At 67.5% G+C, this 18,080-nt stretch carries 13 protein-coding genes; 7 read left to right on the forward strand and 6 right to left on the reverse strand.

Going from position 1 to position 18,080, the window contains the following annotated elements; all coding sequences use genetic code 11:
• Positions 1 to 76: 76 nt before the first annotated feature.
• The 5 genes from ACQKLX_RS16095 to ACQKLX_RS16115 are packed head-to-tail and all read right to left on the reverse strand — an operon-like array spanning position 77 to position 6,639.
• Complete coding sequence (locus ACQKLX_RS16095) at positions 77 to 1,228, reverse strand: glycosyltransferase family 4 protein (protein ID WP_427362582.1); 1,152 nt, start codon at positions 1,226 to 1,228, stop codon at positions 77 to 79.
• Complete coding sequence (locus tag ACQKLX_RS16100; protein WP_427362583.1) at positions 1,225 to 2,253, reverse strand: glycoside hydrolase family 5 protein; 1,029 nt, start codon at positions 2,251 to 2,253, stop codon at positions 1,225 to 1,227. The genes ACQKLX_RS16095 and ACQKLX_RS16100 overlap by 4 nt, the downstream gene beginning before the upstream one ends.
• Positions 2,250 to 4,037 (reverse strand): alpha/beta fold hydrolase, encoded by a 1,788-nt coding sequence (locus ACQKLX_RS16105; RefSeq protein WP_427362584.1) that lies wholly within the window; start codon positions 4,035 to 4,037, stop codon positions 2,250 to 2,252. Before ACQKLX_RS16105 ends, ACQKLX_RS16100 begins: the two co-directional genes overlap by 4 nt.
• The gene (locus ACQKLX_RS16110; protein ID WP_427362585.1) at positions 4,034 to 5,416 is read right to left on the reverse strand and encodes a lipopolysaccharide biosynthesis protein; all 1,383 of its coding nucleotides are present in this window, start codon (positions 5,414 to 5,416) and stop codon (positions 4,034 to 4,036) included. Before ACQKLX_RS16110 ends, ACQKLX_RS16105 begins: the two co-directional genes overlap by 4 nt.
• Positions 5,413 to 6,639, reverse strand: coding sequence for a glycosyltransferase (locus ACQKLX_RS16115; protein ID WP_427362586.1), 1,227 nt, complete (start codon positions 6,637 to 6,639; stop codon positions 5,413 to 5,415). Before ACQKLX_RS16115 ends, ACQKLX_RS16110 begins: the two co-directional genes overlap by 4 nt.
• A 465-nt stretch (positions 6,640 to 7,104) precedes the next feature.
• On the opposite strand from ACQKLX_RS16115, the gene ACQKLX_RS16120 reads away from it, so the two are divergent.
• The 7 genes from ACQKLX_RS16120 to ACQKLX_RS16150 all read left to right on the forward strand — a co-directional run bounded on the left by ACQKLX_RS16120 (position 7,105) and on the right by ACQKLX_RS16150 (position 16,465).
• Positions 7,105 to 9,042: a GumC family protein gene (locus ACQKLX_RS16120; protein WP_427362587.1), complete on the forward strand. Its 1,938-nt coding sequence runs from the start codon at positions 7,105 to 7,107 to the stop codon at positions 9,040 to 9,042.
• A complete protein-coding gene (locus tag ACQKLX_RS16125) occupies positions 9,039 to 10,295 on the forward strand; it encodes a UDP-phosphate alpha N-acetylglucosaminyltransferase (protein ID WP_427362588.1) in 1,257 nt (418 codons plus the stop codon). The genes ACQKLX_RS16120 and ACQKLX_RS16125 overlap by 4 nt, the downstream gene beginning before the upstream one ends.
• A 258-nt stretch (positions 10,296 to 10,553) precedes the next feature.
• Positions 10,554 to 10,799, forward strand: coding sequence for an acyl carrier protein (locus tag ACQKLX_RS16130; protein ID WP_091833139.1), 246 nt, complete (start codon positions 10,554 to 10,556; stop codon positions 10,797 to 10,799).
• A gap of 50 nt (positions 10,800 to 10,849) precedes the next feature.
• Complete coding sequence (locus ACQKLX_RS16135; RefSeq protein WP_427362709.1) at positions 10,850 to 12,034, forward strand: acyl-CoA dehydrogenase family protein; 1,185 nt, start codon at positions 10,850 to 10,852, stop codon at positions 12,032 to 12,034.
• Between the two features lie 4 nt (positions 12,035 to 12,038).
• Positions 12,039 to 12,959: an amino acid--[acyl-carrier-protein] ligase gene (locus ACQKLX_RS16140; RefSeq protein WP_427362589.1), complete on the forward strand. Its 921-nt coding sequence runs from the start codon at positions 12,039 to 12,041 to the stop codon at positions 12,957 to 12,959.
• 5 nt (positions 12,960 to 12,964) lie between these two features.
• A complete protein-coding gene (locus ACQKLX_RS16145) occupies positions 12,965 to 13,978 on the forward strand; it encodes a DUF1839 family protein (protein ID WP_427362590.1) in 1,014 nt (337 codons plus the stop codon).
• Between the two features lie 3 nt (positions 13,979 to 13,981).
• Positions 13,982 to 16,465, forward strand: a complete 2,484-nt coding sequence (locus tag ACQKLX_RS16150; protein WP_427362591.1) for a glycoside hydrolase family 2 protein — start codon at positions 13,982 to 13,984, stop codon at positions 16,463 to 16,465.
• Positions 16,466 to 16,615: 150 nt separating this feature from the next.
• On the opposite strand, the gene ACQKLX_RS16155 is transcribed toward ACQKLX_RS16150, so the two are convergent.
• Complete coding sequence (locus ACQKLX_RS16155; RefSeq protein WP_427362592.1) at positions 16,616 to 18,070, reverse strand: aromatic amino acid lyase; 1,455 nt, start codon at positions 18,068 to 18,070, stop codon at positions 16,616 to 16,618.
• Positions 18,071 to 18,080: the final 10 nt, after the last annotated feature.

The raw sequence follows: 18,080 nt of genomic DNA on the forward strand, positions 1-18,080 counted from the left end.
TGTATCCACTATTACAAAGCCAGAAGTCGGCTGCGCGCAAGGGGCCTTGCGTCGGCGGCAGGCGATCGTGGTGGTGTCAGAGCGCCGCAGCGTAGAATTCGAGATAGCGGCGGGTGACCTCGTGCCAGGAATAGGATGCGAGGTCGGAGAGGCGCGGGCGCGTATTGCCGGGATAGTGGACGAGGTCGGCATGAGCCTGCTCGACGGCCGATGCTGCTTCCTCCGGATTGGCGAAGTCGACCGTGCGGACGACCGGGAACTTGCCGGCCAGGCTGGCGAAGGCGGCGTTGGGCTGGACGATCGGCACCAGCCCGGCGCTCATTGCCTCGACCAGGGCCAGGCCGAAACCCTCGAACTCGGAGGCGGAGACGAAGAGCGAGGCCAGGCTCATTACCGCTCGCGCGGACGCATCGTCGAGGCCGAGATGCAGCGTCACGTTCTGCTCCATGCCGGCATCGGCTACCGCCTTGCGCAGCGCCTCTTCCGTCCAGTCCGAGGCGACCCCGAGCATGTCGAGATGCCAGGAAGGTTCGCGCCGTGCCAGCGTCGCCATCATCGCGATCAGCCGGTCCGGCCGCTTGTTCTTGGAGAAGCGGCCGATGCTGACCAGGCGCCGCTGTGGCTCGGGGCTCGAGGCGCCGGCGAACTTGTCGAGATCGACGCCGTTCTCGATCACCCGGACCTTGCCGGGCGCGAGACGCTCGAACATGCGGGCATCGTTCATGCTGCAGCCGGCGATACCGCGATAGACCTGCGCCGAGAGCCGGGTCGGGCCGTTGAACCAGAGCTTCTTCAGGCCGGCGAAATCGGCGGTGTGGAAGAAGCCGCCATGGGTGGTCGCGACCAGCGGCTTGCGATGCAGGAGCCAGCCGAGCGCGAGTGCGTCGAAGAAGAAGTCGATCGCATGAACATGGACGAGATCGGCCTCGCGCAGATGGGCGAAGACGTCAGGCGCGAGCGGATAGCGCGCCGAGCCGCGAAAGGGGATACGGGTGATGGGGATGTCGTCGATCGCCTCGCTCGCCGGCAGGACGAGCTCCGGCTGCGAGAACAGGCGATCGAGCGTCACCACGGAAGGCTTCAGGCCGAGCGCCAGCTGTGCACGGCAGAGATTGGCGACGACGTCCTCGAGCCCGCCGCGGTTGGGCAGGAACTGACGCACGACATGGACGATGCGCGTGCCCGCCGGCAGGGCGGGGGCGGCACGATGGGAGAACGGGGCGGTCACGATCTGGCCTCCCGGCCGCAGACGGCACTCGGCCGCTTAGCCTTGAAGCGTTCGACAAGCACCTTCATTTGCGGGCGCTCGCCGGCCTTGGTCGGCTCGAGATTGAAGACGTAGTCCGCCGGCCACCAGGCGCCGGCGCCCCAGGCGCTCCAGCCGAGCCACTGCTGCGGGTTGGCATCGACTTTCGCTGCCATCTGCCGCAGCGCAGTCAAGCATTCCGGTCTGTTCGAGGCGGCGAACTCGCCAAGGAAGCCGCGCCGGCCATTGGCCTTGAGCCAGGCGGTGACGTCGTCGATCGCCTTGAGCGCATTGGCGGCCGCCGAGCATTCCGGGGCGCGGCCGGAGTAGTCGGCATCGAGATACTGATGGAAGTCGTAGGCGTAGCGGTCGAGCGGGTCGACGACGCCGAGGAGGTCGCGGCCATTGTTGCCGACCGGTAGGTCGGAGGTCCAGCTATGGGCACCGCCGAAGGCCGTGCCGGTGACCAGCAGGAGCTGCTTGGCGCCCGCCTTGCGGATCGCGGCGATGGCGACGTTCTGGATCTTCGCCCAGCTGGCGCTGTGGATGTCGTGGGGCTCGTTCATCAGCGAGAAGACGAGCCTGGGTCGGTCGCGATAGTGCTCGGCGAGGCGGCTCCAGACATCGGCAAGCGCCTCGGCCGGGAGTTCCTTCGAGCCGAGCTGCTTCTTGGCGTAATAGCCGTAATTATGCAGGTCGATGATGGCGATCAGTCCGGCCTCGTTGATCCGCCGGACCGTCTGGTCTAGATAGGCCAGCTCCATGATGTCGAGCCCGCCGTTGAGCTCAGGCTGGATGCGCTCCCAGCGGAAGGGCAGGCGGATGGCGCTCGCGCCGAGCTTGCCGAGCCGCTGGATCGCCTGTTCGCCCGGATAGGTGTAGTCGGTGTCGACCTTGCCGGGCGTATCGCCGAACTCGGCGCCCGACAGATTGACGCCGCGCAGGCAGGTCTCCGCTCCCGCCGGCAAGGCGGCTAGCAGCGCCAGGGCGAGCAGAGCCGCCCTCATGGCGCGACGATCCGGATGAGCGCATCGAGCAGCCGGCGCCCGGCGGCGAGATGTGTGAAGTTGTGGTCGGCGTCGGCGAGCATGGTCAGCGAGGCATTCGGATAAGCGGCGAGCCCCTTGCCGGCTTCGCCGAAATAGGTCTGCAGCTCGGCCAAACCGACATCGCCATCGGCATAGAGCAGCGACAATTCGACATTGCGCGCCGCGAGCGTGGCAAAATGACGATGGCATTGATGGTGGAGCCGGCCATGCTTGGTCAGACGCCCGAGCACGGGCGCGAGCTTGACCGAGAGACGCTTGCGGTAGCGGTAGATCAGATAACGCCCGGCCGGCCCGACCCGGAGCTTGCCGGTGAGCAGGCGGCGCAAGCCGTCCTTGCGGGCGAGCGTCGCGCCGAGATCGCCGGCGCTGCGATGGGCATAGCGGATCGCATCCTCGACGCTCTCGTCCGGGTCCCAGACGAAGCGCTCATTGTTGACGATGACGAGGCGGCGGATGCGGTCGTCCAGGACGGCGGCATGGAAGGCGGCATAGGCGCCGCTGCAGCGGCCGATCAGGATGGGAGCGTCGAAGCCGCGCGCCTGCATGGCATCGATGGCGAGGCGGACATCGTCGATCTGCGCCTGCGAATACAGGATCTCCTCCGGCCCGTCGGCAGCGGTTCCGCTGTCGCCGACGCTGCTGGCGTCGAAGCGCAGCGAGGCGACGCCGCGCGCGGCGAAGGCGCGGGCCTGGCTGACGCTGACCCGGGCCCAGCCGATATGATAGTCGCGCCCGGCATTGACGAAGACGATCGGATCGCGCGCCACCGGCCCGAGCGGCTCGCAGAGCACACCGAAGAGGCGGCCATCCGGGCCGAAGCGGATCGGGCGCTCGACGAAGCCTTCGCCGAGCAGCCCCTCGGTTGGGCCGGGCGGTTGAGGCGTCCTGATGTCGGCGGGAACAGTGCCGGCAGCCGCCGCCCGCTCCGAGATCCAGTCGACGATCCCTGCGATTGTCGTCTTGGGCGGGCGCGCCGCGGTCGGGTCGGTGGTCAGGGTCTCGTAGCCCTCGTAGTCGCGCTGCGTCACGGCGACGCCAAGGCTGGCGAGCACTTCGGCAAGGGCCGCGTCGCCGCCATGGCCCGGCCGCGACAGCAGCAGGGCCTGCTCGGATGGGGCATGCCGGAGCGCTGCCGTTCCGAGCGTCGCGATCGCGGGCAGGCGGCCGGGCGCGATGCGCAAGCCGGCAACGGCGCAGCGCGTGTCGTCATCAGGGTCCGTGCCGATGCCGATCCGGTCCGAGACGATGCGGGACCAGGCCGAGAGCTCGCGCAGATAGCGCTTGCCGTTGCCGACCGGTGCCATCAGCACGGTTGCCGCGATCGGGGCGAGCTCCTCGGCGAGCTTGAGCGCCAGCGTCCCGCCCAATCCCTGACCGAGCAGGACGAGGCGTTCGCAGCCACTGGCCCGGCGCAGCAGTTGCACGGCGGCGCGGATCGTCTCGAGCCAGTCGTCCAGCCCTTGCGGGTCGGCAGCTTCATGTGCGTCGCCCTGGCCGGGATAGTCGAAGCGCAGGCACGCGATGCTCCTGTCCGAAAGTGCCTGCGCCAGGCTGCGCCAGGTCGCGCGCAGGCAGAGTTCCTCGTAGCCGACGGCGCCGAGCATCAGCACTGCGACCGGGGCATGGCCGGCATGGAGCATGCCCATGCTGCGGCCGAAGGTCACCGGCGTGCCGAAGGGCGAGGGCGGCGCAAGCGGCGTCTCATCGGCAAGCTCCGTGTGGTAGGCGGCTGCCGGTGTCATCGGCTGGCTCCCTCGGTAACGCGGTCGCCGGGAAGCGATGCTGTTCCAGCCTCGGGTGTGCCGCCGAAGAGGAAGGGCCGGATGAAGGCGGTCGCCATGTTGTCGATCCGCCATTTCCGCTTGATCCAGTACCAGGCCGCGAGGTTCGAGGCGGTACTGAAGACGAGGCCGGCGATGGCGATGCCCATCAGGCCGCCGATCCGGGCCAGCCCATAGAGCAGGCCAAGATAAAGCACGAACATCACCGCACGCGCGATCAGGAAGAAGCGTTCGCCGCCACCGATCATCAGCAGCCATGAGCCCGGCCCGAAGAAGGCCTGCGAAACGGCGAGCACGCAGAGCGCGGTCAGCACGTCGGCGTGACGGACGAATTCGGGGTTGAAGAGATGCAGGATGAAGGGGGCGACGACCGCGAGCGCTAGCGCTCCCAACAACGAGATGCCGAAGCTTGCGAAGGAGAGGCGCCCGATCAGCAACTGGGCGCCTTCGGTGTCGGACTTCTGGAAGCGGGCGGCGATCATCGGGATGCCGACCGTGTCGATCGCCGCGACAGGCAGGGTGAGCAGCATGGCGATGCGCAACGCCACGAAATAGAAGCCGGCTTCGTTGAGGCCGAGCAGGGCACCGATCAGAATGGTCTCAAGATAGGCCGAAGCCGAGTTCAGGACGTTGTTGGCGATGAAATAGCCGCTTTCGCGACGCCATTCGGCATGCGTCTCGGCAGGCACGTGATGCCCCGCCCGCAACCAGCTCACCCCTTCGCCCCCGAGGAAGGCGGCGCTCTGGTAGAGCGTGGTGGCGGCGAGCAGGCCTGTCACGATCGCCATGGCGCCGGCGCCGCCCATCAGCACGCCGGCGAGGCCGGCTGCGCCGATGCACAGGATCGAGGCGCCGCGCCAGACGATCTCGCGCGGCACCAGCGACAGGTTGATGCGGTGGTGGATCCGGAAATAGTTCTGCAGGTACTCGCTGAGTGCGAAGATCGCGGCGAAGACGAAGGCCAGCCAGAGATAGTGATAGGTCGGCGGCAGTTCTCCGGCGAAGAGCCAGAGCGGTAGCGCCGCCGCCAGCAGCGAGAAGCAGCCGAGCGCGAGCCAACGCGCATTCACCCCGACGAGCGCCTGGTTGAGCGGGTGGCTGGTCGCCTCGGTCCGCCGGTAATGCTTCACCACGAGGATCTGCTGGCCGAGCACGGCGATCAGCCCGAGCGCGCTGCCGATCGAGAACAGGAAGACATAGAGCCCGTATTCCTGGGTCGGCAGGAAATGGCTGGCGACCAGGAGCACGAAGAAGCTCAGCAGCGTGCTGCTGAAGCGCGAGGAGAAGGCCGGCAGGAAGCGGCCAGCCCCGGTCCAGGCCAGTTCCAGCAGCGCCTTCATGACCGCGCCTCCCGCGGCTGCAGGAGAGCGCCCTCGGCCGGCTTGCCGGCGAGGCGCTCGAAGACGGCGCCATAGGCGGCGGCGATGCGGTCCGGGGCATAGCGGGCCGCCGCGGCGAGCGCGCCGGCCGATTGCGCGGCGACGAGCGTACGATCCCGGGCGAAAGCGGTGATGCGCTCCACCAGCGCGGCATCGTCGCCTGGTTCGAACAGGGCACCGTTCTTGTCCGGCTGGATCGTCTCGGGAATGCCGCCGGATTTCGCGCCGATCACCGGCACGCCTTGCGCGAAGGCTTCGATCACGACGCGGCCGAAAGGCTCGCGGAACAGTGAGGGCACGGCGAGGACATCGATCTGCGGCAGGAACTCTTCCGGCTTGGTCCAGCCGAGGAAGCGGGTGTTCTGCGCCGGGAAACGTTCGGGCAGCGCCTTGGCGTAGTCGCTCTGGCCGGTGCCGGCGATCAGGAACTCGACCGGCTCGCCCGCGAGGCGATGCGCCGCCGCGGCAAGCGTGTCGAGGCCCTTGACCGGATCGTGGACGCCGATGAAGCCGACGCGCAGCGGACGCTCGGCAGATGGCGCGGTGCGGGGCAGGGCGCCGGGAACGGGTGCGATCGCGCCGGGAATGATGTGGGTGGTGGCGTTCGGGAAATAGCCGTGCTCGGTGTGGCGGCCGATGATGAAGCCGGTCTCGCCGATCACCGCGTCGACGAAGCGCGAATTGACTTTCTTGCCATATGACGTCGCCTGGCAGGACGCGCAGGCGCGCCCGCAATTGTCGCCGCCGCGCCACATGCTGCCCTTCCAGCACAGCAGGAAGGTGCTCCGCAGGATATGTGCGACCGGCACGCCGCAGCTCTTTGCCGCCGCCCAGGTCGCGACATTGATGTTCTCGATCGAGTCGGTCAGCACGATGTCGGGCTGGAGCCGCTTGATCTCGCGGCGCATGGCCAGGAAGGCGCGCGGATTGAAGTTCTCCAGCGCGTGCCAGATTGCCTTCTTCCAGCCCGGGCGCGGCAGCCGGTAGTTCCAGTCGATATTGAGCGAGCGCAGGCGATGCACCGGCACGCCGTCGAAGACCTCGTGCCGGTCCTCGCCGGAGACGTTGACCACGGTCAGATCATGGCCGGCCGCGAGCAGCAGCTTGGCGACGATCATCGCCGAGATCGGCCCGCCGCCGTCGATGAAGGGCGGGAACGCTGCACAGGCCATCAGGATACGCATGCTGTCTGGACCTGTCCTCGTCACGGCGTGGTTGCTGAGCCGGCCTGTCCCTAGGGTAGGAATAGCTGGCGCGAGCTAAGCAAAGGTTGGCGTGACCGGGGGATTTCTTCCTGTTGTAAACGAGGCATGAACGGGATCGCCTGCGCTGGGGCGCGGTCAGCGGAAAACGGTTCCGATCACGTCAATTGTCGTAAATATTGAACTATCACCAGCGACCTTGAGGCGAAATGTTCTTTCGCGGTGCTTTGGTTGGGTGGTTAATTTTCGTAAACGTGATTGGTCGAATACTTGTAACAAATCGTAATTATTCCGTTACCGAAATGTTAACCACGCATCGGCAAGATGCGCGGTGGAATTCCAGCCGAGTCCGTCGGCGCGGCCGGCTGCGGACGCGCTGTGCCGGCCGGATCGAGGAGGCTTGCGGTGTCGGCTGCGTTGGGGGCAGGGGGACGGGAGGACGCGTTGGTGCAAAGCCGCGCCTCCGCCGCTTTCAGTCTGTCCGAACTGCTCCAGTTGCTCCAACGCCGCCGCAAGCTGGTGATCGCGAGCGCTGGCGTCTGCCTGCTCTTTGCACTCGCCTATCTCTCGGTTCAGGCCCCCGTCTATCGCGCCACCGCCGAGCTGCTGGTCGATCCGCAGGCGTTGCAGGTCGTCGGCAAGGACATCGTTCGCACCGACACCTCGGCCTCGATCGACTTCGCCAATGTCGACAGCCAGTCGCTGGTGATGACGTCCACCGGCGTGCTGCGCCAGGTGATCGACGAGCTCGACCTCGAGAACGATCCTGCCTTCGTCCGGCCTCCGGGGCTGGTCTCGCGCTTGCTCGGCCGGCTCGTGCAGCCGACGGCGGAGCAGCGGCTGGCTCAGGCGGTGGACGCGCTGAAGAAAGCGATCGTGATCCAGCGCGTCGACAACTCGCTGGTCTTCCGCATCACCGTCTCGCATCCGCAGGCGCAAAAGGCCGCCGATATCGCCAATGCGCTGGCCCAGGTCTATTTCCGGCAGGGCAATGACGGACGCCGCGCCGTGGTCGAGCGTGCCAACAGCACGCTGATCGAACAGATCGCGGGCCTCAGATCGCAGCTCGACACGGCGGAGCGCGCCGTCCAGGCCTTCCGCAGCCAGCACAGCCTGGTCAGCACCAGTGAAGGCCCGATCGTGTCCCAGCAATTGCGCGATCTCTACGGCCAAATCAGCCTGGCCGAGGCCGAGCTCGCGCGCCAGCAGGCGCGGCGCGACCAGCTCGCCCGCTACAGCAACCGTGATCCGCTGTCCGATACGTTGCCGGAGGCGTTGACCTCGTCGGTGGTGACCTCGCTGCGGGCGCAATATGCCCAGAGCGCGCGCGAGGCGGCGAGCCTTGCCCAGACGCTCGCGCCGCAGCATCCGCGCCTGATCGAGATCCGGGCCGAGCTTGCCGAGACGCGCCGGCTGCTGACGGGTGAGCTCGCCCGCCTGCGTGCCACGGTGCAGGAGGGCTATCGCCAGGCCGAGGCCAACCTCGCCAATCTCCGCAAGCGCGCCACCGAGTTGACCAGGTCGCAAGAGGTGAGCGGTGCCGCCCAGATTCGCCTGCGCCAGCTCGAAAGCGAGGCCGATGCGGTGCGGGTGGTCTACAACGCCTCGCTCCAGCGCGCCAAGGAACTGGAGCAGCAGAAGCGGATCGAGACCAACAATTCGCGCATGCTCTCCGAGGCGGTGGCGCCGGCGAACCCGACCAAGCCGCCGGCTCCGCTCGTGCTGGCCGCAGCCCTGATGTTCGGCGCCTTCGCCGGGTTAGGCATCGCCTATCTGCTGGAATGGTTACCCAAATCCCGGATCGTCCCCGAACGGCTGAAGCCGTTGACGCCGGAGGCGGCCGGCCAGGCGATCGGCGTCGGCACTGTGGTCTCGCTGCCCGCGGTTTCCGCCCATCGCGAGGACGCGCTCGTGCCGGTCACGCGCCTGCTGCAGAAGACGCTTGGCCCACATCTGCCCGCTTCGGTGATGATCGCCGGTTCGGTCGACGACGCCACGCAGAAAGCTTTGGCCGAGCATCTCGCCAACAGTCTGGCGGCGCATGGCGAGAGCGTGCTGCTCTGCCAGGACGGCTCCGGCCGCGACATGAACATCCGCCGCATCGAGCCGCCCGCCACGGCCACGGCCCGGCCCGGCCGGCGGCGCAACTTCATCATCATGCGGCGTACCTCCCCAACGGACGGCAAGGCGGGAGCGCGCCCGGACGCGATCGTGCTCGCCTCGTCTCTGACCGGTGAAACTCCGCGCAGCCTCGTGGATCAGGCGGCTGCAATCGATCCGGTCGGCGAGCACATCGTCGCGCTCGTCGTTCCCGAGGATGCGGGAGCCGGTCCGCGCGGCCTGGCGTCGCGCTGGCTGCGCCGCCCGTCGCAGGCTGCCGCGTGAACGCGCCGCCGGCGATGGCGGGTGGCTTCGAGCCGGCCCGCCCGATGCCGATACTGCCGATCGCGCTGCTGATCGGCGCGCTCACCTTCAACATGGCGCTGTGCTTCATCAACACCAATGTGATGGGCATCAACGACACCATGGTGATGGGCTGCGAAGTCGTGCTGGTCGCGACCGCGCTCTATCTCGGTCTCGGCCGCAATGCCGCGCCCTATCTGCTGCTGGCGATCTTCTTCTCCTATGCCGCCATGCTGATGGCGATGCGGCCGCTGATCGACCCCAAGGCAGTGCGCGACTTCCTGATTCCGGTCGCCTTCTATCTGCTCGGCAAGAGCTGCAACGACCCGCGTCTGGCCGATCGCGCCGCCTTGCTCTGCGGGATCATCGTCGTCGTCTTCGGCCTGTTCGAGTTCCTCGCGCTCGACCTCTACGTGACCTATTTCAACATCATCAAATACTATGTCGCGCGCGGCACCGTGGCGCCGAGCGACGTCAGCAGCCAGACCGGTGCGCTCTTCGCCAGCGGCCTGCGTCCGGATTCGCGCACCTTGCTGCCCTTCCTCGGGCCGCACCGCGCCTCCTCGGTCTTCCTCGAGCCGATCTCGACCGGCAATTTCGGCGCGATCCTCTATATCTGGGCTCTCAACCGCCCGGCGATGGCGAAGCGCTGGCTGACCATGGCTGCGGGCATGACCGCGATCGTGCTCAGCGACTCTCGCTTCGGCGCCAATGTCTGCATCGTCGCGACGTTTGCCTACCTCGTGGCGCCGATCACGCCGCGTTTCGTCTGGCTGGCCGCTCCCTTCGTCCTGCTGATCGGCTTCGCCTTCTACGGCTTCATCAGCGCCGAGGTGAACTGGGAGAACAACTTCGCCGGCCGCATGCTCTGGACGGCGCGCCTCATCACCTCGCTCTCGCCGGCCGCGGTCTTCGGCCTGTCGCCGGACAAGCCCTTCCTGTCGGATTCCGGCTATGCCTATTCACTGAACCAGATCGGCCTTCTGGGCGTGATCGGCTTCTGGAGCCTGTTCATCTTCGCGCCGGAGCGCTCGCCCCGGGCCTGGCGCTTCAAGGTCTGCGTCGCGACCTATATCTGCCTGCTGATGATCGTCAGCGACTCCGTCTATTCGATCAAGACGGCGGCACTGCTCTGGTTCATGACCGGGACGAGCGACGGAGATCCGGGCGCCGAGCCCGCACCGGCCGACCAGCGCAGCATGGCCGCGAACTATTCCGCGGCGCCGGCGGGTTGAATCCTCGGAAAATCGAGTATTCGAGGCAATAAGCTGTTTACCACAGCATCAGGCGTCTATCCGCGGAGTGTATCCACCAGCCTTTCTGTGGTGCCTGCAAGGTAACTTTAAATTTTATGCGTTAGCTCTGACGCAACGAAGAACACGGCGTCAAACCAACCAACCGACCGAAGCCTCACGACGGATGCCGCGAGCGCCCCCAGCGCGAACGCATGCCGCCGCATGCCGAGGTCCAGCCGCGACAGGGCAGGACGAGAGATGAAGACCAGGATCCGCGAAATCCTCAAGACCACCGGCAAGCTGCCGGTCGATGTCGCCACCCTCGCCGACGAGGCCGACCTCTACAATGCCGGCCTGACCTCCTTCGGCACGGTCGAATTGATGATGGCGCTCGAGGAGGCCTTCGAGGTCGAATTCCCCGACAATATGATGAACCGGCGCAACTTCGCCTCGATCGCCGCGATCGAGAGCGCGATCCGCACCATCCAGAGCGAGCACGTCTGATGACGACGCTCGCTCGCCTCGCAGAAGCCGGCTACCAGCTTACCTCGCAGATGCCCGGCGCCAGTGCCGAGGCGCAGAAGGTGATGATCGCGACGGCGCGCAAGATCGCGAAAGTCGCGGCCGAGCACGCCGGCGACGTCGATGCCAAGTCGCGCTTCCCGCACGAGGCCTTCGAGGCGCTGAAGCGCGAGCGCCTGCTCGGGATCATGATCCCGGCGGCCCATGGCGGCGAGGAAGCGAGCCATGCGACAATCGCCGAGATCTGCTCGGTGCTGGCCCAGGCCTGCGCCTCGACCGGCATGATCTACGCGATGCACCAGATCAAGGCGTCGAGCCTGGTCGTGCATTGCGGCGACGATCCCTGGCACGCCTCCTTCATGGCGCGCATCGCCCGCGAGCAGCTATTGCTCGCCTCGGCTACGACCGAGGGCGGCGGCGTCGGCGGCGATCTGCGCTCGTCGATCTGCGGCGTGGTGCGCGAGGGCGACGACTTCACCCTGGACAAGGAAGGCTGCCTGATCTCCTACGGGGCGCAGGCCGATGCCATCCTGATCACCTCCAGGCGCACACCCGAGGCGCCGCCCTCCGACCAGGTCATGTCCGTCCTGACCAAGGACCAGTACACGCTGGAGCGCAGCGCCGCCTGGGACACGATGGGCATGCGCGGCACGTGTTCCGACAATTTCACCTTCGCGGGCCGCGCTCCGGCCGAGCAGATCATCCCGGTGCCCTTCGCCGAGATCGCGGCGCAGTCGATGCTGCCCAACGCGCATCTGCTCTGGGCCTCGGTCTGGTACGGCATCGCGGCCGAGGCCGTCGCCCGCGCCGAGGGCTTCGTGCGCAGCGAGGCGCGCAAGCGCCCGGGCTCGACCCCGCCGAGCGCGCTGCGCCTGGCCGAACTGCTCGCCCGCCTGCAGCAGTTCAAGGCGCTGGTCGTCGCCGGGCTCGACCGCTATGAGCGTGCCCGCGGCGATGCCGACGAGCTCTCCTCGATGGGCTTCGTCGTGGCGATGAACAGCATCAAGGTCGTGGCCTCGCAGAGCGTCGGCGAGATCGTGATGCAGGCCTTCCTGATCTGCGGCATCCAGGGCTATCGCAATGACAGCCCGGCGAGCCTGGCGCGCCTGATGCGCGATGCGCTCTCGGCGCCGATCATGATCAACAACGACCGGATCCTCGGCAACACCTCCAACCTGCTGGCCGTCTACAAGCACGACGCCAGCCTCTCCCGGTGATCGCATGTGCCAGAATTGCCCCCAGCCGCAGGGCTTCCTCGCGGAACTGATCGATAGCGGTCTGCTGATCGACACCGGTGTCGACGGCCTTTATGGCCGTAGCGGCCTGTTCGAGGAGGTCATCGCCCGCTTCGACGATCTGATCACCCGCCATGGTGGCCAGGACGGCGCCGAGATCGTCCGCTTCCCGCCGGCGATGAGCCGCAAGCATTTCGAGAAGAGCGGCTATCTCAAGAGCTTTCCCCAGCTCGCCGGCACCGTGCATTCCTTTGCCGGCGACGAGCGCGCCCATGCCGAACTGCTGCACAAGGTGGCCGATGGGGTCGACTGGACCGACGGACAGATCTCGACCGAGGTCGTGCTGACCCCGGCCGCCTGCTACCCGCTCTATCCGGTCGTTGCCAAGCGCGGCCCGCTCAAGAGCGACGGCGCGCTGTTCGACCTGCAATCCTACTGCTTCCGGCACGAGCCCTCGAAGGACCCGGCCCGGATGCAGCTCTTCCGGATGCGCGAATATGTCCGCTTCGGCACGCCTGAGCAGGTCACGGAGTTCCGGGCGCTCTGGCTCGAACGCGGCCAGGAGATGATGGCCTCGCTCGGCGTGCCCCTGAATCTCGACGTCGCCAACGACCCGTTCTTCGGCCGGGCCGGGCGCATGCTCGCCAACAACCAGCGCGACCAGCGCCTGAAGTTCGAGCTCCTGATCCCGATCGAGAGCGAGGAGAAGCCGACCGCTTGCCTCTCCTTCAACTACCATCAGGACCATTTCGGCACGACCTGGGGCATTCAGACCGCTGCCGGCGAGACCGCGCACACCGCCTGCGTCGGCTTCGGCATGGAGCGCGTGGCGCTCGCTCTGTTCAAGCACCATGGCTACGATGTCGCGCGCTGGCCGGCCTCGGTCCGCAACGTGCTCTGGCCGTGAGCACGATGACGGCTCAGCAAAAGATCGCCGCGCCCGCCGCCATGGTGGGCCGGCTCCTGCCGGTCGATCCGCTCGCCTATGACAGGCATGCCATGCATGCCGGCGAGCGGCATTGGCCGCAGACCAATTGCTATGCCGATCTATGGATCGAGATCCTGCATGCGCTCGGCCTGGAGCCGGCGGCGGCCTTCGGCTTCACGATCACCCAGGATTTCGAGGGCGACCAGTTCACCTTCTTCAAGCCGCCGCTCGATGATCTCGAAGCGCTCTACGGCCTGAAGGTGACGGAGCTCGCGCTTTATGACGAGCTCATCGGTCATATCGAGCACCAGATCGGACTCGGCCGGCTGGTCCTGCTCGAACTCGATTCCTTCTACATGCCCGATACCCGCGGCGTCTCCTATCGCGACAGCCACGGCAAGACGACGATCGCGGTGAACCGGCTCGACCGGGCCGCGCGCGAGCTCGACTATTTCCATAATGATGGCCTGCATCGCGCCGAAGGCGAGGACTTCGACGGCTTGTTCCGGTTGCTGCCGGGGCAGATGCGCGAGGACACGCTCTTCCCCTATGCCGAGATGGTACGCCTGCCGCAGCGCCGGCCGGACGAGGCGACCCTGCGCGCCACCGCGCTAAAGCTGCTCGCCCGCCACGTCGCGCGCCGGCCGACCGACAATCCGGTCGCGGCCTTCCGGGCGGTCGCAACCGCGCAGGCCGAGGCGCTGGCGGAGCGGCCGGGTGCCGCCTTCCACCACTACGCCTTCAACACGCTGCGCCAGCTCGGCGCCAATTTCGAGCTGCTCGCCAGCCATCTGACCTGGCTCGGCCAGAGCGTCGACGGACTGGATGCTGCCCGCGACGGCTCCCTGCGCATCGCCGAGGGCGCCAAGGTGGCGCAGTTCCATCTTGCCAGGGCGATGAAGCAGAAGCGTTTCGAGCGCTTCGACGCGACGCTCGCCGGGCTCGTCACCGAGCACGACCAGGTCAGCGAGGCGCTCGGGCAGCGCTTCCCCGGCTGAGCCATGGCCCGCATCGTCGCGCGTAGCGGGGAACGGGCCCTGCCGCTCACGGGCTGGAGCTGGCTCGCGACTGCGGCCGATGCTGCCGCGACGCCAGCCGATCTGCCGGAAGGCGGTGGCTGGCAAGAAGCTGCGGTACCGGGCACGATCGCCGGGACGCTACGCTCCCTCGGTCGGCTCGATGACATCAGCGCCAACGCGATCGGTCAGCAGGATCACTGGTACCGCACGAGGCTCACCGAGCCTTTGAATGGGCGCCTGCGCTTCGAAGGGCTGGCGACTGTCACCGAGATCTGGGTCGGCGGCGTCAAGCAGACCGACAGCGTCTCGATGTTCGCGGTCGTCGAGCTTGCCGTGAACTGCCCGGCCGGAACCGAGATCGCGCTGTGTTTCCGCGCCTTGGCGCCGAAGCTTGCCGCCGCGCCACGCCGCTCCCGCTGGCGGCCGGCGATGATCCAGCCCAACGGTCTGCGCTGGTTCCGCACCAGCGCGCTCGGCTCGATGCCGGGCTGGTGCCCGCCCGGCCTGCCGACCGGGCCGTATCGTCCGGTGCTGCGGATCGAGAGCGAGGCGGGTGCTGCGCAGATCGAAGCCGTCGATCTGCGCACGAGCTATGACGGGCAGGCCGGTACTGTTGTGCTTAGCGTGAGGTTCGCCTCGAACGCGTCGCTACCAGGTCGCGCTATCATGCGTTGTGCTGGCGGTGAGGCAACCTTGCGCTCGGATGCTCAGGGTCGATTAGCCGGCACATTATCCCTGTCTGGTATCGCGCCCTGGTTCCCGCATACCCATGGCGAGCCGGCACTGCACGATCTCACACTGACGTTGGACGGCGAGACCATCGATCTCGGCCGTATCGGCTTCCGCTCGCTGGAGGTCGATCGCGGCGAGGACGGCGCGGGCTTCGGCCTGATCGTCAACGGTGTGCCGGTGTTCTGCCGCGGCGCTTGCTGGAGCAATGCCGACGTCACCACGCTGGCCGGCGGCCGCGCGGCTTACGAGCCCTGGCTCCGGCTGGCGCGCGAGGCCGGCATGAACATGATCCGCCTGCCCGGCGTGATGACCTATGAGGATGACGCCTTCTTCGCGCTCTGCGACGAGCTCGGCATCCTGGTCTGGCAGGAGATGATGCTGGCCAATTTCGACTATCCGCAGGGCGATGCCGGCTTCCGCGCGGCCATCGCGACGGAGGTCGAAGCGCTACTTGGTCGGACGCAAGGCTCGCCGAGCCTTGCCGTGCTCTGCGGCGGCAGTGAGGTCTTCCAGCAATCGGCGATGCTGGGCGCCCCGCCCGAGGCCTGGTCCGGCCCGGTCTTCGACGAGGTGCTGCCTGAGGCCGTCGCCCGCCTTCGCCCGGATATCGCCTATGTCCCGAACTCGCCCTCCGGCGGGCCGCTGCCCTTCGTCGCCGACAAGGGCGTGACGCATTATTACGGTGTTGGCGCCTATATGCGCGGCCTCGACGATGCCCGCCGCGCCAATGTCCGCTTCGCCGCCGAGAGCCTCGCCTTCGCCAATATGCCGGAGGAGGTCTCGCTGCGATCGGGCAAACCGCCGGCGATCACCCATCATCCCGACTGGAAGCGCGCTGTGCCGCGCGATGCCAGCGCCTCCTGGGATTTCGAGGATGTGCGCGATCATTATCTCGAACGGCTCTACGGGCTCGAACCGGCGCGTTTGCGGCGCGAGGACCCCGAGCGCTATTTCGCCCTGTCGCGCGCGGTCGTCGCCGAGGTGATGGAAGAGACCTTTGCCGAATGGCGCCGGCCGGGCTCGCTGACATCAGGCGCGCTGGTCTGGCTGCTGCAGGATCTGCAAGCCGGCGCCGGCTGGGGCGTGATCGCGGTTGATGGCGAACCGAAATCGGCCTGGCATGGGCTCGCCCGTGCCTTCCGTCCGGTCCAGCTCGCGCTGACCGACGAGGGCGTCAACGGGCTCGGCCTGCATGTCCTGAACGAGCGGCCGGAGTCGCTGGCCGCCACTGTCGAATTGACCTGCTGGCGGGCCGGCGAGGTCGCCGTCGTCCAGGCGAAGCGCGAGATCGCGCTTGCTCCACGTTCGGCGACCACGCTGTCGGCCTTCGACCTGATCGGCCGCTTCTTCGACATCGCCTATGCCTATCGCTTCGGGCCACCCGGCCATGATGTGACCTCGGCCGTGCTGCGCGATACCGCGAGCGGCGTGGTGCTGGCCGAAGCCTTCCACTTCCCGCTCCGGCGCGGTCATGAGCGCCATCATTGCGGGCTCGCTGCGCAGCTGGAGCGCGAAGGCGACGGCTGGAGCCTCGTGCTCTCGACCCAGCGTTTCGCGCAATCGGTCGAGATCGTCGATGCCGGCTGGCGGCCGGAGCGGAGCTGGTTCCATCTCGCGCCGGGCGAGCCGCGCCGGGTTCGCTTGCACCGACGCCCGGGCACGAGCGGCGAGCCATCGGGCGAAGTCCGCGCGGTCAATGCGCTCGACCGCGTGAGTTACGTTGCGGGGGCGTGAAGCCTCGATCAGATTTTGGCCTGATTGAAGCGCGCATCCGTCATTGCGAGGAGCGGAGCGACGAAGCAATCCAGGGGCCACGGAACTCTACGTCCCCCTGGATTGCTTCGCTGCGCTCGCAATGACGGATGAGGCGGATTGAAGTTCGCCCTAGCTCTCCGCGCCGACCAGGGCGTCGATCTCGCTGCGCCTCTCCTCGACATGCCGCAGCAGCGGATCGAGATGCGGCACGCGATCGCCGGCCGCGGCGAACGGAATCGCCTCGCGCACCAGGGAGAAGAGCTTGCCGGTGACAACACCGAGCGGCGTCGCCTTGCGAGACCCGACGGCCTGCGCCGCGACCATCAGCTCCACCCCGGCGATCGACCGGCACAGGCCCGCTACCTCCATCGTCTTGCGCGCCGCGAAGGTCGCCATGCCGGCGCGGTCGAGATTGCCGTTCGAATGGCTGGAGCTGGCGAGTTCCTGAACGACGGGAGCCGTCGCGAGTCGCGCCTCCGAGGTGATCGCCTTGTGGAACTGGGCCATTCCGTTGAAGCCGGGCAGGCCGACGCCGTCCTCCTCGATCAGCCCGACCGTCAGGCCCGACCAGAAGGAATCGACCTGTTTGGCGACGCGTTCGGCTGACGCCGTCACCACCGGCGCGAAGGCGAGGCGGGCGATGTCGAGCGCCATCGACAGCGAGACCGTGTCGAAATTGGCGACCGAGACCAGCGAGCGCTCCTCCAGCGAGACGATCGGATTGTTCTGGCTCGACCGGAACTCGGTCTCGATCTGGCGCCAGGCGAAATCCAGGCTGTCTGCCGCTGTACCGTGCAGCAAGGGTAGCGAGCGGAAGCTAAGCGGGTCCTGCAGATGGCGCGGCCCGCCTTTCGCGAAGAGGTAGCTGCCACCGAGATAGCCGCGGATCCGGCGGCCATGCCGTTCCAGTCCGGCGAAGGGGCGCGAGCGCAGCGCGGCTTCCGAGACGATCGAGGGATTGGCGGCAAAGCCCTCCATGCTGAGCGCGGCGATCAGGCTCCAGAGGTCGAGGCTGTGCCGCAGATCGGCCATGGCCAGCGCCGAAATGCCGAGGGCGAGGGCGCTGGAGTTCAGCATCGCCAGTGCTTCGCCAGCCTGCAGCTCGAGGTCGCCATAGAGTGACAATGCGAGGTCGGTGATCGGCGCCATGTCGCTCTGGCCCATCGATCCCCAGACATGGACCTCGATCCGCTTATCGCTGTTGAGTGCGTCGGTCAGCCGCTCGGCCAGCAGCGGGCGCACGCCGAGGCGTCCGCTCGCCATCGAGTTGAGCAGCACGAGCATCATCGCCCGGATGGCTTCGGGCGAGGCGAGCGGGCCATGCGCGACGTTGTGGGTCAGCAGCAGGCGGCGATTGAACTCGCCGATGCGCTCGGGCGCGAGCGGCACGCCGGTCTTGGCGCCGACGCTGGTGGTGACGCCATAGACCTTCTCGCCGCGTGCCACGGCTTCGTCGACGATGGCGCGGGCGGCCTTCATCCGCTCGACCGCCTCCGGCGTGACGGCGACCGGTGCCTTCTCCCTGGCGACGCGGACGATCTCGTCGATCGTCAGGTCGAAGCCGGTGATGTCGACATGGCTCATGATCGCTCGT

This window comes from Allobosea sp. NPDC003192 (assembly GCF_050275675.1).
Lineage (GTDB): Bacteria > Pseudomonadota > Alphaproteobacteria > Rhizobiales > Beijerinckiaceae > Allobosea.

Excerpts from the sequence above, each read along its gene's own strand:
- ACQKLX_RS16100 (WP_427362583.1), bottom strand. The coding sequence starts at position 2,253 with ATGAGGGCGGCTCTGCTCGCCCTGGCGCTGCTAGCCGCCTTGCCGGCG.
- ACQKLX_RS16105 (WP_427362584.1), bottom strand. The coding sequence starts at position 4,037 with ATGACACCGGCAGCCGCCTACCACACGGAGCTTGCCGATGAGACGCCG.
- ACQKLX_RS16110 (WP_427362585.1), bottom strand. The coding sequence starts at position 5,416 with ATGAAGGCGCTGCTGGAACTGGCCTGGACCGGGGCTGGCCGCTTCCTG.
- ACQKLX_RS16115 (WP_427362586.1), bottom strand. The coding sequence starts at position 6,639 with ATGCGTATCCTGATGGCCTGTGCAGCGTTCCCGCCCTTCATCGACGGC.
- ACQKLX_RS16130 (WP_091833139.1), top strand. The coding sequence starts at position 10,554 with ATGAAGACCAGGATCCGCGAAATCCTCAAGACCACCGGCAAGCTGCCG.
- ACQKLX_RS16135 (WP_427362709.1), top strand. The coding sequence starts at position 10,850 with ATGCCCGGCGCCAGTGCCGAGGCGCAGAAGGTGATGATCGCGACGGCG.
- ACQKLX_RS16140 (WP_427362589.1), top strand. The coding sequence starts at position 12,039 with ATGTGCCAGAATTGCCCCCAGCCGCAGGGCTTCCTCGCGGAACTGATC.
- ACQKLX_RS16145 (WP_427362590.1), top strand. The coding sequence starts at position 12,965 with ATGACGGCTCAGCAAAAGATCGCCGCGCCCGCCGCCATGGTGGGCCGG.
- ACQKLX_RS16150 (WP_427362591.1), top strand. The coding sequence starts at position 13,982 with ATGGCCCGCATCGTCGCGCGTAGCGGGGAACGGGCCCTGCCGCTCACG.
- ACQKLX_RS16155 (WP_427362592.1), bottom strand. The coding sequence starts at position 18,070 with ATGAGCCATGTCGACATCACCGGCTTCGACCTGACGATCGACGAGATC.